The sequence below is a fragment of the Sporosarcina sp. QA0331 genome (assembly GCF_055808055.1).
In genome coordinates, this window is sequence record NZ_CM147850.1 from 2,527,660 (window position 1) to 2,542,292 (window position 14,633).

Here is a 14,633-nt window from a genome sequence, read left to right on the forward strand (position 1 = left end):
TTTTTCTTTCCCCCGGGAAAATCAGTATGGAGGCATAGTAAATGATAACTAATCAAAACCATTCCATCGCTTCAGTCTTTGCGATTTGGATCAGTCTGATGAGCAATATTGTATTAACTGTCCTGAAAATTCTTGTTGGTGTCCTTTTCAACAGTCCCGTACTCCTCGCAGACGGCTTCCATAATGCCGGAGACGTAGTTGCATCTGCAGCTGCCCTTACGTCTATGCGGTTTTCCCAACGGCCTGCCGATGATGACCATCCATACGGACATGGGAAAGCGGAGGTCATTGGGTCAGGCCTCGTAGCGATCATTTTAGGTATTGCCGCCATTTATATTGGGTACGAAGCTGTTAAAACATTTTTCGAGGAACCTGCTAAAGCAAGCGTGATTGCATTAATCACCGCAATCATCTCCCTTGTTTGGAAACAGGCACTTTATATATACACGATGCGAATTGGAAAGAAAGTGAACAGTAAAGGGTTAATTGCAACGGCATACGACCATCTCGCAGATGTCTATGCTTCACTTGCCGCTGTTGTCGGTATCGGCTTGGCATTGATTGGCGATGCCTGTCATATCTCCCTGCTGTCGTACGGGGATCCGTTTGCAGGTGTGATTGTCTCGGTACTTGTCCTCAGACTTGCTTATGAAATCGGTATAGAGGCGATGGATATACTAATGGAAAAGAACGTCTCTGAAGACCGTCTTCAGGAATTTGCGGCGTTAATCCACACCGTTCCCGAAGTAAAACGAATCGACCGACTGCGCGCACGTGAGCATGGCCATTATGTCCTCGTCGATTTAAGGATTGGTATTTCTGGAAAGTTGACAATCCAGGAAGGCCATGATATCTCAAGTAAAATCCGAAATTTGATCATCAATGAACACGCCGATGTGGATGAAGTGCTCATCCATTTGAACCCTTGGTATCCGGGTGAATAGAAAGTGTGCTAGGAAGTAAGGTATACTGTTGAATGAAAAGGAGTGTCTACCATGTTGAAAGATAAATTTGCGCAACTAGTCGCTGAGAACAGGCCGTTGTTCCCAATTGAAAAAGAATACGCTGTGAAACAAGGATTGATTGATGAAAATGCTGAATTTGAACATAAAGATTGGAACTTTCCCGTCATTGAAAGATGTCTAAAAGAGACAGAAGAAGTGATCAAAGAGGAACCTGAGTCATTCATGAATGAACCTGTCTCCTATTTTTCCAAAAATGCCGAAGAATTTTTGTATGTTGAATCAAATGCATTTGAAACGATCAGTGTCGATGGAATCGCTTTTGAAATGGATGATGTTTTCGAGACATCGACCGTCCTTTTCGGATTGAAAGTACAAAAAAAATGGGGTTCTTTCCTGAAGGATTATTTAGAGGCGAATGTTGGCTCAAAAACATATAGTGCTATGTTTTCCGACCAGGACGGACTATGGGACATCAATATACCGCTCGATCAATTGGACGGCTTCCATAAAGACATGTCAATAAAAGGTGCGATGGATCTCGCCTACTGTTTCATTTTCAAGTTGCTAGCAGCAATCGAGGCAGCAAATTGAAGCATGCATTCGAAACGGAAACCCGGGAATTCATTTACACATATGTCCGGCAAGTAGACGAGCATGATCTTTGCCGATTGGAAATGAGAGCGTTCTTCGGCTTTGACAGTCCGACGAACGTCATTAAAAGTAAAACGAAGATTGACCCGAGCAGGAGTCCTTTCATGAAGGAACGTCTCGAAATCCTGTTCTACGGAAACGATTTGGTAGAAATAATAAAGCAAGCATCTGAATTCGTCAGCCATAAAACATTCAAGGTGACGTGCATGAACTCGATTGCCCTTGACTCGACTGCCAAACTACGTCAACCGGAAAGGCGCAGCATTGAGCGGGATATTGGCGAAGTGATCCAAGGGGAAGCGGAGCTGCTGGAGCCGGAAGTGAACTTTGGAATCGTTCTCCTTGAAGAGGTTTGGCATTTCGGCATTTTGCAGGTAAGCGAGCCGATTTGGCGATTTCATATGCAAAAGCCCCATATGTATTCCACTGCGCTAAGCACCCGTGTTGCAAGAGCTGTTGCTAATATTGCTGTCCCCCATCCTGAGGGAATCCGGGCGATCGATCCATGCTGCGGAATTGGAACTGTTTTGGTGGAAGCCCGATCCATGGGAATTAACATGGTCGGCAGGGATATCAACCCTCTCGTCTGTCTTGGCTCGAGAAAGAACCTCGCCCATTTCGGATTGGAGGGGGAAGTTGTCAAAGGCCCTATTTCCGAAGTGACGGATACATATGATGCTGCGATTATCGATATGCCATACAATCTGTTTACACATATTACCGCTGAAGGACAACTGGACATTCTAAAGAATGCTAGGCGGATAACGAAGCGACTCGTCGTCGTCACGATTGAGCCGATGGATCATATGATTACGGAGGCCGGCTTTACGATTGTTGACCGCTGTGTAGCGAAAAAGGGGACGTTCCAACGGCAAGTCGTTGTTTGTGAATGAATGGGGAGTGTTCATGTAAACAAAGGGGTGGGATGATTGAAAAGTTTTGCAAGTGTCGTGTTCCTTAGTTGTTTAATGATCCTGGCTGGATGCAACTCTATTTCTAAGTACGATGATGAAGATGTTGCTGCTGTTGTAAGAGGGGAAGAAATTACAGTTGGTGAGCTGCGGTTTTTGTATGAGGATGATAAAGTTTTAGAGAATCTTGATGGGATGATAAAAGCGACATTAGCCGTTCAAGAGGCGAAGAAATTGGGTCTGGATGTCTCCAAAAGGCTACAGGAAATTCAAGCAACGAAAAGTTCAGCTGTTGATCTTTATCTATCAAAAGACGACAACAGCGAAATGGCAAAAGACATGCGCAAATTTGCAGACTCACAGGCTAAAAAGTTTAATATGGATCCAGATGAGTATATCGTTAAACATTACGAAATAACGAATGAACTAAGCGCATATATGGTTGCTTATATTGAAGAGAAGCTTGGGCAGCCATTCGACTCGATTGATGCCGATGATGTAAAAGGATTCGACAAACAAATGAATCAGTTGTTGGATACGTTAGTGGATGATCATAAGGATGAGATTGAGAAGTTTATTAAATAGTTACCCCTTCGAAACAATCTACTGAAAGGCAAATAGGGGATCCTTGCCTTTCAGGTTTCCTGCTGAGATATCATTTTTTATTTATTTTGCATGGTCAAAAACTCTTCCAAGTTCGGAGATTGATTATATTTCACTGCCGCATGTTTGTCTTTTTCAATAATTGCTTTTGACAAATCAATTTGATTTATACTTGCAATAGCTACGGCGTAATGAATTACATCTACTAACTCTTTTTCAAGAGAAGCATCTGATGTAACTGATTTACGGCCTTCTTGCTGATTTAGGACCTCTGCTACTTCCCCTATTTCTTCTACTAATTTCATGAATAACCCTGATGAGGTGCGACCTTCTTTGTATTTTAAAGCTAAATAACTTTGTAATGCTTGAAACGTTAATTGCTCCATAATACGTCCTCACAATGCTTAATTTTTATGCTCATAGTTCTTATCCAAATATACTGTTTCTATTTTCAACCCTTCACTTGTCCTATTCAGAACATATCTATGACGGGAAACTCCGTTCAGGTGAAATTCGGAAGGATTAAGAACTTTCATATCCAATAGCACATCATACACATAGTCACCTTTTGAGATAAACTCCGGATCACTTGTCAATTCCATACTCACCACTTTTATATCTTGAATCCCATGAATTCCATCCTGCTTTCCCTGATCATCACCGTCTCTTAAAAACGATAATAAATGCTCACTAACTTCAGGTTCAAAATCGAAGAGTCCCACATATTCATCCCATTTATGTGATTTCATATATTCGATAGACTTAAGGACTAGTGTTTCCGCTTCATTATTATTAGAATTAAATACTGTAGTTGCCAATACTGTTGAAACTGTAATTAATGAAATAATAAAAGCTGCCAACGCTACTCTTTTCATATAATCACCTCTTATTTCAGTTCAACATTCAATGCATAGATCAGTGATACACTGTATCAAAACATCAGGTCTATCCAAATATATTAAGTGACCTGATTGTTCGGCATAAACCAGTTTGCTTTTCTTAGATAATCCTGCCTGTTCAATAATAAGCTCTTGCCATTTCTCTTCAAACACCCGCAATTCCCATTCCGGAAATCCTTCCTCTACGCCAAGCTTTATGCAGTATTCTTTATCCCTGCTGATAACTAATAGCGGTACATCGGGAAAATCACCTAATCCCTTTATAATTTCCGCATCTTTTTTCCAATGTTTCAACTCAGAACACATCGCCTTGTACAATGTAGGATTCACTTGAAATTCCAACAATCTTTCCTGTATTTCCAGTGGGAATTGTCTTTGTTTCGCCGTTAACGAAGGACTGATTATTTTGTTCAGTTCTTCCCTATTCATTGAAGAATAAAAGTTACATTTTTTTATCCACGCTTCATCAGTAGAATCCTCATCTATAACAGGCAAATTTAATTTATCGAGAATACCAAAATCAATAGAAGTAGAATCTACTAATACTACCCCCATTACGTGATTAGGATATAATTTTACAAAGTGCTGTGCGCATAGCCCGCCATAAGAATGCCCTACCAAAACAATTGGCTCGTGGATATTCAATTGAAGAAGCAATTGCTCTAATTCGTCAGCGACAGCTTGTGTCGTTCTGCTCTCATTCACAATTTCGCTCATGCCAAGACCTGGCCTATGAAACATAATCACTTTATTCTTATTACTCAGTTCCTCCGTAATATCATGCCAATCATCAAAGGAGCACCCCATCCCAGTCAATATAACGATTGGTATTCCATGGCTTCCTTTTTGTAGAACTTCTAAATTTTTATTATTTACGACTATATTTTGGTTAATTAAAATCATCCTTTTTCAATCGTAGTTACAATTTACTTCTAGTGCTTTCAATTTAACGCTTCCTCAATATACGCTGCCATTTCTGCTGGAATTTCAATTACATCTTGTATTAACACTTCCCCATCTTCAGAGGCTATAGGTGTTAAATGTACAAGCAACGTTTTGCCATTATCAAAAGTGACTAACGTAACGTTTTTTATATCTGCACTGTCTGTGGCTGTGCGTCTTACAGTTTCATAGAACTCCGTTATACTTTCTTCATCGAATCCAGCCAGCATTAAGGTTTCAAACTGACTGTAATTATTTTGTTGGGCGTATTCTTTCATTAAGGAAGTCGTGTTTAAAGGACTGTCCGGTTCCCTTGCTGTATGATCATCCCCGCTACATCCGGTTAGGAAGATTGCGAAAGATAATAACAAAAATAATCTTAGCTTAATCATTTTTGTACTCTCCCTTATACTTTCGTATTGTCCTAAGTCACATCGCCCAACAATTGAACAACAGATTATTTATTTTATATCTTTTTACTAATAGGAATTAAGATATCAAAATGAGGATGATTAACATCGCGATCATGCGGATATCTTTCATGCTTTATCGGCAGACGATCATAATATTCCACGTCAGACTCCCTAAATGGTTCATAGTCATTTTCCTTCAGCCACTGATAGATTTCATCGTAAGTTTGACCAATGATTTGATCCTTTTTATGATGTGTCGTTAAGTACGTCATTTTCGGTACATTTATTTCCACCATACCCTCAGGAAGCTGTTGTTCTTCTCCAACCTCATATACAGAGTAGTGTACAAACCCATCTTGCCTAAGATGATAGGAAAGCCCTAATTGCATTTTTGGATTGATCGCATGATCTAACTCCCCTACTCGATCACTCATGCTAGTAATAAGTTCTTTCAAAGTACTAACTTCTGTGTATGGACCTTCCCATTTTAGTCCGATTCCTCGATAGGCAGGTATCTCTACAATTTCATAATTGAAGTTTTGCATTATAATTCCCCTTTGTAGTTTTTTATGTATGAAAAATCATTGTCAATCAATATGAGAATTCCTTAAATTCTTAAGAAGGATAACGCTTATGAATAATACCATTCTTTTTGATACTTCAAATTTAAGTAGTCACCAAATCTGAAAGCAAAATCAATAAATGCTGAACCCCTCGCTGTAATGATGTAATCATCTACAACCACTTTGCTATCTACAAAGTTTTCTTCGATAAATGTGCTTAAAAACTCTCTTTGGTCTGCTGTTAATCCCGTCGTATATTTTTTGTCGGCCAACACGCCACTCATCGATAACAGGTATGGAGCACTTGAGATTGCACCAATCAAACGTCTCCCATCGTTAACCTCACGTAAAAAAGATGAAAGCCCTTTGTGGTTTACTAGGTGTTCAAAATCATCAACTCCTGGTAACACAATACTATCGATTCTTTCTAGATCAATATCATTAATAGTAGTTTCGGGAAGACAACGTAGTCCTGCTTCTCCTTCTACAACTTGACTGTCTAATCCAATATAGACAATCTGTTTTCCAGCTTGATGTAATACTGATAAAAGCACAGAAAGTTCATATTCACTAAATCGAGGATATAACAAAATACCTGTATATTTAGTTTCAACCAAGTTTACTCACCCTTTTCCTAACTCTTATTAAACAATCATCTTCTCGCAGTATTTCTTTAATTCGGACGCTGTATCTTGTTCAATTATCGCAAACAGTAATTTATTTCCTCATCCACTCATGCTCTAAAATGCTGTATAAAAGAGAATCACGCCAACCGTCTTTTAGTAATAAATCCTCACGCATCCTACCTTCCTTAATCATTCCTACCTTTTCTAAGACCTTTGATGATCCTATATTTCTCGGGTCACAAGTGGCATAAATACGGTGTAGATTTAAATCATTAAATCCGTATTCAATTAACAGATTCGCTACTCCTGTCGCAAATCCCTTCCCCCAGTATTGGGGGTTCACTATGTATCCTATCTCACCGACTCTATTGCTATAATCTCGAATATTTATCTCACCAGCACCAATCATTTCTGTGCTTTCATTTAAAACTACTGCAAAGACGAATCGGCTTCTCGGATCCTTTTTGGCGTCAATTAGAATCTGATCCACAAATTCCTTAGACTCTTGCTCGGAATTTGGCCCCCATGGCTGATATTGACAAACCTTTTCTTGCGAGGCATATTTGTGAACGTCTATCCAATCTTTTTCTTCCATTTCCCGAAGAATAACTCTTTCGCTTCTTAGGTTATTGATCATATTACTGTCTCCCATCGGTTCTTCAAATAAAATGCAATCAGTTATAATCAATTGCAGAGGTTTATCAGTAATTCCAGCACATATTCAATCAAGTTATCTGTCCATGTTGCTGAACTTTTTCATAGAAGAAACTTTTAAAATATCCAAGGCTAGGAACCACAATGCCATTGTTAAACATACTTTCAAGTTCCGCTATGGAAACCCATTTAACATCTATTACCTCTTCAGATTGAAGCACAGTTTCTTCAGGAGAAAAATCATGAGTAAATAACCAGACATCCCGAAAATCATTCTGACGTCTATCACTTTTCATCAATTTGCCGTTACAACTTGATAAATCTATACCGATTTCTTCTTTTACTTCCCTCAATGCAGCTTCCAGACTGTTTTCTCCCGCTAAAGCAGACCCTCCAGGGCATTCCCACATGTTCGGATAATGTTTATCCGGATGCCGTTTGGCTAACAAAATTTCTTGTCTACTATTAATAATCCAAATTGAGACGACCAAATGATAGTCTCCAGCAGGAAGAGGTTTCCCTCGCTCATGCTTCCTTCCAGTTTTAACCCTGTTCTTGTCATATACATCCCAAAGCTCCACCAGAATCCCTCCAGTCTTTCATTGCATGTTTTTAGAAAAAAACATATTTAATTTTTTTCTACCGAGATCATTAAAAACATCGGTCTTCGGTTCTCATCTTCCATTTCAGGATTACTCTTTAACATGTCGACTGAAGGAAACGACTCCTTGACTGCGCTTATCATAAATCCTGCATCAAGCAGATCATTTATATATGTGGAAATCGTGCGATGGTATTTTGTAACGTTTTCATTTAAGAACAACGTTTCACGCACTCCTTCTTTTTGATAATTATCAACCGGCCAATGCAGACGGTTCCCTTGGTTATCATAATACCAATCTTGCCCTTTTCGAGAAGTAAAAATGGGATGTTCAACAGAAAAAACAAAGCTTCCGCCTGGTTTTAAGTAATCATAGATTCTTCTACTGATGGAGTTAAAAGACTTGAGATAGTGAAACGCAAGCGAGCTGATAACCACATCAAATTGGGAGTCTGGAAAATCGATGTCCTCAATTGATGAATGAATGTAAGAAATTGAAGGATCCTTTGTCATTTCAATCGCTCTTTGAATCATTTTTTCAGATATATCTACACCTACCACAAATTTTGCTTGCTGCTCACCGGCATATCGACAATGCCATCCAAAACCACAACCTAAATCAAGTACAGTTTTATCTTTTAATTCTGGTATAAGCTCCTTTAAAATATGCCATTCTCCTGCACCCTCAAGTCCATTAACGGAGCGAGTCATTTGTTCATAAGCAGAAAAGAAATCCGGATCATCGTACTTATTTTGTTTCATAGTCAACCATCTCCTGTTTACTGATTATACTCATGGAAATATGGTGACTTGCCATATACCCCAAAGTTCATAATCCTCCATCTTCCATTAGGATTTCTCGTTTTCAAACCAATTCAAAGCCCGCTGTTCCAAATCATTAACGAATGGCTTTTTTGCTTTGCTATAAAAAGCTGTGTCATCGTTTTGCTGAGCCAATTCTTCTTTCAAATATGTATATCGTTCAACTTCTTCGGGATGAGTTCTCAAATAATCTCTCATAACTAAATGTCTTTGAATATGTGGGTTATCTTTCTGATAAACATGAATGTGATGAGTTCTGTTTTCCCTGCCCTTACGAAACAACCGTCGACCTTCAATTCCCCATTCACCAGCAACATCATACCCTAACGAATGCATCTGCTCATTAAATGTATCGATGATTCTAATGTCTTTCACAAGACACATCATATCAATGACTGGCTTTGCCTTCATGCCCGGAACAGAGGTACTCCCGAAATGTTCAAATTTGATGATTTCCTCCCCAAATATACCTCTTAAGAAAAGTACTTCATCATTGAACATTCGAACCCAATTTTCATCGTACTCCGATAGCCTTACTTTCAAATAAATTCCTCCTTATCATTGAACCTAAAATTCTTTATTGGAACACAATACTATCAACTCATCCAATGAGAAGGTCTTTGTATATAAGTCGGCAATGACGTCTTTGCATCACCTTTCGCCGAATTGATTTGCATTTGAGTTAAGAACATACTTGTAGATAAATTTGCTCCCCTTACATCGGCATCACGCAAATCAGCGCCAATAAAATCAACGCCTCTTAAATCTGCATTCCTCAGATCGACAGCAATCAAATATGCTCCCCTAAAATTTGTAGCCCTTAAATCTTTGCTATTTAATTTTTTGCCAATCCAGTCGGCTCTTTCTTGATTATAGTTCTTGGTATTTTTAGAAGTAGGTAACTTTGCAATTATGCTTTCTCGAATATACTCGCTTGTTTCCGAAAGTAATTTATTTAACTTGAACCTATACATTACTAAATCAAGGGATAGTAATTGGTCAGCTTCAAGTATAGTTAAGTTCTGCATTTCTTTTAACTGTACACTCAATTGATCTGACAAAATAAGTGGAATGTCATATGACAATGCTTCAGCTGTATAAGCAATCATTTCATGTACTTGTTCCATGATCGGAAACACTTGAAACATTTTATGTCCAGTTTCGGGATTGTCTCGCCAGCTTTGCCCTTTGAAAGTAACTTGAGAAACAATTTGCCCGGCGCCTAAACAGTCAAATACGGTACATCCTTTAAACCCGCTTTCTAGTAAGTTACTGTGAATTCGGCAACTATAATCATTTTGTAAATTTGAACAAGGGGTTCCTGCCGACTTATTAATTGGAAAATCGCTCGATGCTGTAATTGTCAGCGCTGTGCAGCATAGTCCAAAACACTTTGAACAATCAGCTGTTAAACTTTTTCTTATTTCTTTGGCTGTTACATTATCCATCTTAATATCCTCACTAAATTTCAGTTTCACTTTTTTTTACATATCCAAAAAACGACAATTCGCCGTTTTCGTTCTCTACAATACTATAAGGATGAATTTGATCAAAATATCTTCGAGAAAATCTCCCCTCACCAACTGGATAGAGCTCAATATGAAGATTACCGTAGAATCTCGTAAAGTATAATTTGCCATTCAGGAATTCGATTTCAATCTTATCTTTCAAATATGTCCCGCAATACTTTTTAAGCTGACTTTCATTGATTGAAATTTCTTTATGTTTTACCGGAACATCTACCTCAATATGATGCAAAATATCTGAAATTGCATTGCCCAGTCTGTACTGATTTATTTCCTCATTGTTGGAAAGTATGATGATACAAAGATCTTCATCGAAAAAATTCTGCATATAAGTACTGATCCCAGGGTTATCTCCTCCGTGGAAATAGCTGTCCGTACCGTAAACATGATGATACTCAAGTCCATAGCAATAATTATTTTTGTTCACACTAAAAAACCTAGTATACACTTTCTCGGAAAGTAGTTTTCGATCCCGCAAACACGTATACCATTTGTACAAATCATCGCAGTTCGAAACGATGGCACCAGCACCGATACTAAACTTCTCATTGTAATACGGGCTTTTGATCGTTGCATCGAAATCTTTTACGTAATTACATGATCTGTTTTTAATCGGTTTACTACCATCATCAACATCACTGTTCGTCAGATGTAAAGGCAAGAAAATGTGGTTTCGTAGAAAATCATCGTAAGTTTCTCCTGATACAGTTTCAATGATCCATGCAAGTAAATTATAGTTCGAGTTATTGTAATCAAATACTGTTCCCGCTGTCTTTGTAGGTTTTTTATTAATATACAATTGAAAAAATTGGTTTCGTGAATAATTCATTCTATTGTATCCAGCAAAAAAATCATTTTCGAAGTTAGTGAAATTGTATAAACCTGAGGTATGCGATAATAAATGATGGACAGTGATCGATTCGTCAATTTGCATTTCAGCAGGGAGGTATAAATGTGCGGGTTTATCGATGTCCAGAATATTTCTATCATAGAGAATCATAATCGCAAAGGCTGTAAACTGTTTTGACATGGAAGCGATGGAGAAGCGCGAGTTCATTTCATTTTTTATCCCAAACTCGATACTTGCATAGCCATAAGCATTTTCGAAAAGCACTTCCCCTTTTTTGATCACTTGAATAACTCCGTAAAAATCCCATAATTCTAGATACTTATTAATATAGTTCTCTAATATTAACTGCAGTGATTTCACTAAGTCACTCTCCGCACACAATTTTATATAGCTAGCGAGTCATATAACATGAATAAAAAAATCTTCTGTATGATCCCACAAACCAGCCTGATTCTTATAAAAAGCGCGCTTATTATCATTAGCGCGCCCAATTCTCTTGCAAGTGTGGTTACTTTTCCTTACAGCCAATTAATAATTACTTCTATTCCCAATTCAATGGAGGTTTATTTAGCTGTGGAGCAAAACCTAACTCCTTTGATGCGGCAAAGATTAACTCTTTCCTGAAAAAGTAACTTCTGTGCAGTACAATTTTTCCGTTTTCAACCTCTTGGTACTGAATATCGTGAATGAGTGGGCCATTTTTTGATTCTGCTAGCACAACAATGATCGGCCGACCCCATAGAAGATATTGTTCCACTCTGTGGCCTGGCAATCCAAAATGTAATGATCCATTTCTAATTTCATCCTTAGTGGTTTCCAGAAAACCAAGGGACGCTTCATAATGGGGCTGGTCGGTGAACATTTTAAGAATTCCGTCCACATCGCCATTGGTTAGTGCCTTCAAATAAGTCTGAATGACTTGATTTTCAATCTCAATAGGTTTCGTTTTCGACGATGACCTCTCTGGCTCATCTTTTAGCTTTTCCTTCATTCTTCTTGTCGTAGCATACACAGCTCCGGGTGTTGTTTTTACTATACTTGCCACTTCGTCTGCCTTGAATTGGAAGATCTCCTTTAACAAAAAGACAGCGGTCTGCCTTGGTGTGAAAAGGTGAAACAGTTTTTCCAATGCTACTTCAAGATCAAGGTCATCGGAAAAATCTACCGCAGGTACATCTGCTTCAGACAACGTTCCAAGGTTCCGCTTTTCTTTACGACAATGGTCAATCCATGTATTTGTCGCAATTCGATAAAGATATGATTTTAGATTTGTAACATGCCAACGTTGATACAAACCTCCCATAGTCTTTAACAAAGTTTCCTGATATAGATCCTCACCATCCCAGGGAGATCCCGTTAGATAGCGACAATAGCTCCATAATCCGTCTCCTAAATCACTTATAACAGTTTCAAATTCTTTCTGTAATTCCTTTGAAAGCCCGATGACCTGATTCATTTTCTGTTCGTCCAAAGTATAGCCCCCTTAATTTCTTTCATATGTATAACGAATAAGTCTGGGAGAATTATACGGATTCCTGAAAAAAATTTATTTTGCTGAAGTTTAGCAGAAGATATGGTCAAATCAGTTAATCCATTGAAAGGGGCTGTGTATATAAGTTCGTAACTGATAAACTATTGTATTTTTATTATCTATCTTGATTTTCATAATATGCTTCGTCTGCATATTTCTGATCGGTCCCTTTTAGATATGCAAAGATTAACTTCGGACGTTTAAGTAAAGCCCAGTCTCCATGTCTATCAAACTTTCTGCATGAAGTGATCATCCCATTTTTTATCGTTCCGTATTTTTTCCCATTTTTCTTTCCCCAATCTTTTAAACGCCTTGCAAAATCGGCATCCTCCGCCATAAGCATATTCTCATTAAATCCGTTTATCGACTTAAAATCCTTTTTGTAACACCAAAATATCCCTACAGTTATAGCTCCATACTTAAAGAGTAGCGGACCTATTAGCAATAAGGTTGAAACAAATATTCCTAGAGACATTCTTTCAAATTTTCCTGTCGATCCGCCACCGATGTATTTTCCAGTTGTTAAATATCTTTCCACTTCGGACAGCATATGTTCGTTCATCTGAGAATCCGCATCAATTGTAACGATGATTTCACCTTTCGCTATATCAACACCAGCGTTTCTAATCTTTGAAAGGTTTTTGTCGGTATTTTCAATCGTAATGCAATTGAATGATTCAGCAATTTCTTTAGTTCTGTCAGTACAACGATTTAACACGACAATGATTTCAGCTTGATTTTCATATGATTTTGATGCTTCGGCTATAGATCGTAGACATTTTCCAATATACTTTTCTTCATTATGAGCAGGTATTATAATTGAAAATTTAATACCCTTTTTTGCTTTCATATAGTATGTCCCCCTCCCTTTGTATAATTAAAATTCCACATAAAAAGGTTGAATACTGTTATCAAGACAATACTCTATTCTTTGCCTAAAGTTCCCCAAGGTTACCATCTCCAAAGCTTGTTCGATAGGAAAGAACCCTACTTCTAAACTCTCTGGTGAAGTTGTTAATTGGCCTCCAATTGGCTTAGCCAAAAACAGCGTATTACAAATTGATTTGTTCACATTTTGAAATATCCCACAAAACTTAAGTACTTCAATTTCAATACCTGATTCCTCTCTAGTTTCCCTAATTGCGGCATCTTTCAAAGACTCGCCTTCCTCAACGATTCCACCTGGCATTTCCCAACCTCTCATCGGTCCTTTAATTAACAGGATTTCCTTTTGATCATTGAGTACAATAGTTGCAGCTGATACAAAATGTTTAGGTGGTGAATAAACATGTGTTGTATCTTGTCCCAAAAACATTGCCCCCTCTTTTGTGTTATTAGATCCTAAAAATTAAATGTCTTATAATCGCCCGTATCAGAGGAGAATTTCAGTATATTTCCATCTGTAGGTATCCCTTTGAAATAAGCGCCAATACAACCAGTGGTACATCTGTGACCAGATATGAGAACATTCAGCTTATTATCCCCATATTGTTTTTCAAGTTCTTTCATAAATTCAAACACTCTACTTACAAATTCAGTTGGTTCTTCAATCCCTTTATAGATAGAAGTATCCGGTAATGACCCAACCATCCTAACTTTACTTATAGGTAAACCATCAGCTTCACCTAAATCAAATACATCCAATCTATCATCCAATACAGGTCGTACATCGGTAATGATTTCTGCTGTTTGCACAGCTCTTTCTTGTGGGGAAGAAAATACAAGATCAACCTTTACTTTCTGTATTTTTTCTTTTAAAGCTTTAGCTTGTTCGATTCCATACTCGTTTAACGGTAACCCCATCCTCCCCTGCATTTTTCTATCTTTATTCAAATCTGTTTGTCCATGTCTCACTACATAGATCATGTTAATACCCCTCATTAGATTTTCTTTTGAGACCGCCGGGAGCAGTTGGTAACTTTTCTACGTCAAGGTAATTATCAATTCTCACTTCGTCCCAAGCATGAATCATTTCACCATTACCTATAGACAAGCCTACATTCCCCAATTTTCCGTTTGCCATTGATTACTCCAACGCAATCATAAAAAACATAAGGGAGGTATACCTGTCTGCAT

General features: G+C 38.1%; 21 protein-coding genes. 4 read left to right on the forward strand and 17 right to left on the reverse strand.

Annotated elements, in window-relative coordinates; translation table 11 throughout:
- Positions 1 to 41 precede the first annotated feature (41 nt).
- From AC0L13_RS12675 to AC0L13_RS12690, 4 genes are read left to right on the forward strand one after another with little or no spacing between them, the layout of a single operon-like run.
- Positions 42 to 944 carry a cation diffusion facilitator family transporter gene (locus AC0L13_RS12675; RefSeq protein ID WP_473640114.1) on the forward strand — a complete coding sequence of 301 codons (903 nt, stop codon included), beginning with the start codon at positions 42 to 44 and terminating at the stop codon, positions 942 to 944.
- 51 nt (positions 945 to 995) lie between these two features.
- Entirely contained in the window at positions 996 to 1,556 is a 561-nt protein-coding gene (locus AC0L13_RS12680; protein ID WP_473640117.1) for a branched-chain amino acid aminotransferase, read from the forward strand.
- The gene (locus AC0L13_RS12685; RefSeq protein ID WP_473640119.1) at positions 1,553 to 2,509 is read left to right on the forward strand and encodes a TRM11 family SAM-dependent methyltransferase; all 957 of its coding nucleotides are present in this window, start codon (positions 1,553 to 1,555) and stop codon (positions 2,507 to 2,509) included. The genes AC0L13_RS12680 and AC0L13_RS12685 overlap by 4 nt, the downstream gene beginning before the upstream one ends.
- A 36-nt stretch (positions 2,510 to 2,545) precedes the next feature.
- Entirely contained in the window at positions 2,546 to 3,112 is a 567-nt protein-coding gene (locus tag AC0L13_RS12690) for a SurA N-terminal domain-containing protein (protein WP_473640121.1), read from the forward strand.
- Positions 3,113 to 3,189: 77 nt separating this feature from the next.
- Here AC0L13_RS12690 and AC0L13_RS12695 read toward each other — a convergent pair whose 3' ends face one another.
- The 17 genes from AC0L13_RS12695 to AC0L13_RS12775 all read right to left on the reverse strand — a co-directional run bounded on the left by AC0L13_RS12695 (position 3,190) and on the right by AC0L13_RS12775 (position 14,580).
- The gene (locus AC0L13_RS12695) at positions 3,190 to 3,516 is read right to left on the reverse strand and encodes a MazG nucleotide pyrophosphohydrolase domain-containing protein (protein ID WP_473640123.1); all 327 of its coding nucleotides are present in this window, start codon (positions 3,514 to 3,516) and stop codon (positions 3,190 to 3,192) included.
- An 18-nt stretch (positions 3,517 to 3,534) separates the two neighbouring features.
- Complete coding sequence (locus tag AC0L13_RS12700; protein ID WP_473640125.1) at positions 3,535 to 4,005, reverse strand: hypothetical protein; 471 nt, start codon at positions 4,003 to 4,005, stop codon at positions 3,535 to 3,537.
- Between the two features lie 21 nt (positions 4,006 to 4,026).
- Positions 4,027 to 4,932, reverse strand: coding sequence for an alpha/beta fold hydrolase (locus AC0L13_RS12705; protein WP_473640127.1), 906 nt, complete (start codon positions 4,930 to 4,932; stop codon positions 4,027 to 4,029).
- A gap of 38 nt (positions 4,933 to 4,970) precedes the next feature.
- Positions 4,971 to 5,363, reverse strand: a complete 393-nt coding sequence (locus tag AC0L13_RS12710; protein ID WP_473640129.1) for a hypothetical protein — start codon at positions 5,361 to 5,363, stop codon at positions 4,971 to 4,973.
- 74 nt (positions 5,364 to 5,437) lie between these two features.
- The gene (locus AC0L13_RS12715) at positions 5,438 to 5,929 is read right to left on the reverse strand and encodes a GyrI-like domain-containing protein (protein WP_473640131.1); all 492 of its coding nucleotides are present in this window, start codon (positions 5,927 to 5,929) and stop codon (positions 5,438 to 5,440) included.
- An 86-nt stretch (positions 5,930 to 6,015) separates the two neighbouring features.
- On the reverse strand, positions 6,016 to 6,564 hold the full coding sequence (locus tag AC0L13_RS12720) for a DJ-1/PfpI family protein (protein ID WP_473640133.1): 549 nt from the start codon (positions 6,562 to 6,564) through the stop codon (positions 6,016 to 6,018).
- A 100-nt stretch (positions 6,565 to 6,664) separates the two neighbouring features.
- Positions 6,665 to 7,210, reverse strand: coding sequence for a GNAT family N-acetyltransferase (locus tag AC0L13_RS12725; protein ID WP_473640135.1), 546 nt, complete (start codon positions 7,208 to 7,210; stop codon positions 6,665 to 6,667).
- Between the two features lie 88 nt (positions 7,211 to 7,298).
- Positions 7,299 to 7,808, reverse strand: coding sequence for an NUDIX hydrolase (locus AC0L13_RS12730; protein WP_473640137.1), 510 nt, complete (start codon positions 7,806 to 7,808; stop codon positions 7,299 to 7,301).
- A 47-nt stretch (positions 7,809 to 7,855) separates the two neighbouring features.
- Positions 7,856 to 8,590 (reverse strand): class I SAM-dependent methyltransferase, encoded by a 735-nt coding sequence (locus AC0L13_RS12735; RefSeq protein ID WP_473640139.1) that lies wholly within the window; start codon positions 8,588 to 8,590, stop codon positions 7,856 to 7,858.
- A gap of 87 nt (positions 8,591 to 8,677) precedes the next feature.
- Positions 8,678 to 9,193, reverse strand: coding sequence for a GrpB family protein (locus AC0L13_RS12740; RefSeq protein ID WP_473640142.1), 516 nt, complete (start codon positions 9,191 to 9,193; stop codon positions 8,678 to 8,680).
- A 53-nt stretch (positions 9,194 to 9,246) separates the two neighbouring features.
- A complete protein-coding gene (locus AC0L13_RS12745) occupies positions 9,247 to 10,098 on the reverse strand; it encodes a pentapeptide repeat-containing protein (RefSeq protein WP_473640144.1) in 852 nt (283 codons plus the stop codon).
- Between the two features lie 13 nt (positions 10,099 to 10,111).
- Positions 10,112 to 11,308, reverse strand: a complete 1,197-nt coding sequence (locus AC0L13_RS12750) for a serine hydrolase domain-containing protein (protein ID WP_473640146.1) — start codon at positions 11,306 to 11,308, stop codon at positions 10,112 to 10,114.
- 259 nt (positions 11,309 to 11,567) lie between these two features.
- Entirely contained in the window at positions 11,568 to 12,497 is a 930-nt protein-coding gene (locus AC0L13_RS12755) for an RNA polymerase sigma factor (protein WP_473640148.1), read from the reverse strand.
- Positions 12,498 to 12,672: 175 nt separating this feature from the next.
- Positions 12,673 to 13,407, reverse strand: a complete 735-nt coding sequence (locus tag AC0L13_RS12760) for a glycosyltransferase (protein ID WP_473640150.1) — start codon at positions 13,405 to 13,407, stop codon at positions 12,673 to 12,675.
- A gap of 27 nt (positions 13,408 to 13,434) precedes the next feature.
- Entirely contained in the window at positions 13,435 to 13,866 is a 432-nt protein-coding gene (locus AC0L13_RS12765; protein ID WP_473640152.1) for an NUDIX hydrolase, read from the reverse strand.
- Between the two features lie 32 nt (positions 13,867 to 13,898).
- Positions 13,899 to 14,423 carry a histidine phosphatase family protein gene (locus AC0L13_RS12770; protein WP_473640154.1) on the reverse strand — a complete coding sequence of 175 codons (525 nt, stop codon included), beginning with the start codon at positions 14,421 to 14,423 and terminating at the stop codon, positions 13,899 to 13,901.
- Between the two features lies 1 nt (position 14,424).
- Positions 14,425 to 14,580, reverse strand: a complete 156-nt coding sequence (locus AC0L13_RS12775) for a hypothetical protein (protein ID WP_473640156.1) — start codon at positions 14,578 to 14,580, stop codon at positions 14,425 to 14,427.
- Between the last annotated feature and the right edge of the window lie 53 nt (positions 14,581 to 14,633).

What these genes read in the sequence shown, in the direction of transcription:
- AC0L13_RS12675 (WP_473640114.1), top strand. Translation starts at nt 42, where the DNA reads ATGATAACTAATCAAAACCATTCCATCGCTTCAGTCTTTGCGATTTGG.
- AC0L13_RS12680 (WP_473640117.1), top strand. Translation starts at nt 996, where the DNA reads ATGTTGAAAGATAAATTTGCGCAACTAGTCGCTGAGAACAGGCCGTTG.
- AC0L13_RS12695 (WP_473640123.1), bottom strand. Translation starts at nt 3,516, where the DNA reads ATGGAGCAATTAACGTTTCAAGCATTACAAAGTTATTTAGCTTTAAAA.
- AC0L13_RS12700 (WP_473640125.1), bottom strand. Translation starts at nt 4,005, where the DNA reads ATGAAAAGAGTAGCGTTGGCAGCTTTTATTATTTCATTAATTACAGTT.
- AC0L13_RS12705 (WP_473640127.1), bottom strand. Translation starts at nt 4,932, where the DNA reads ATGATTTTAATTAACCAAAATATAGTCGTAAATAATAAAAATTTAGAA.
- AC0L13_RS12710 (WP_473640129.1), bottom strand. Translation starts at nt 5,363, where the DNA reads ATGATTAAGCTAAGATTATTTTTGTTATTATCTTTCGCAATCTTCCTA.
- AC0L13_RS12715 (WP_473640131.1), bottom strand. Translation starts at nt 5,929, where the DNA reads ATGCAAAACTTCAATTATGAAATTGTAGAGATACCTGCCTATCGAGGA.
- AC0L13_RS12725 (WP_473640135.1), bottom strand. Translation starts at nt 7,210, where the DNA reads ATGATCAATAACCTAAGAAGCGAAAGAGTTATTCTTCGGGAAATGGAA.
- AC0L13_RS12735 (WP_473640139.1), bottom strand. Translation starts at nt 8,590, where the DNA reads ATGAAACAAAATAAGTACGATGATCCGGATTTCTTTTCTGCTTATGAA.
- AC0L13_RS12745 (WP_473640144.1), bottom strand. Translation starts at nt 10,098, where the DNA reads ATGGATAATGTAACAGCCAAAGAAATAAGAAAAAGTTTAACAGCTGAT.
- AC0L13_RS12760 (WP_473640150.1), bottom strand. Translation starts at nt 13,407, where the DNA reads ATGAAAGCAAAAAAGGGTATTAAATTTTCAATTATAATACCTGCTCAT.
- AC0L13_RS12770 (WP_473640154.1), bottom strand. Translation starts at nt 14,423, where the DNA reads ATGATCTATGTAGTGAGACATGGACAAACAGATTTGAATAAAGATAGA.
- AC0L13_RS12775 (WP_473640156.1), bottom strand. Translation starts at nt 14,580, where the DNA reads ATGGCAAACGGAAAATTGGGGAATGTAGGCTTGTCTATAGGTAATGGT.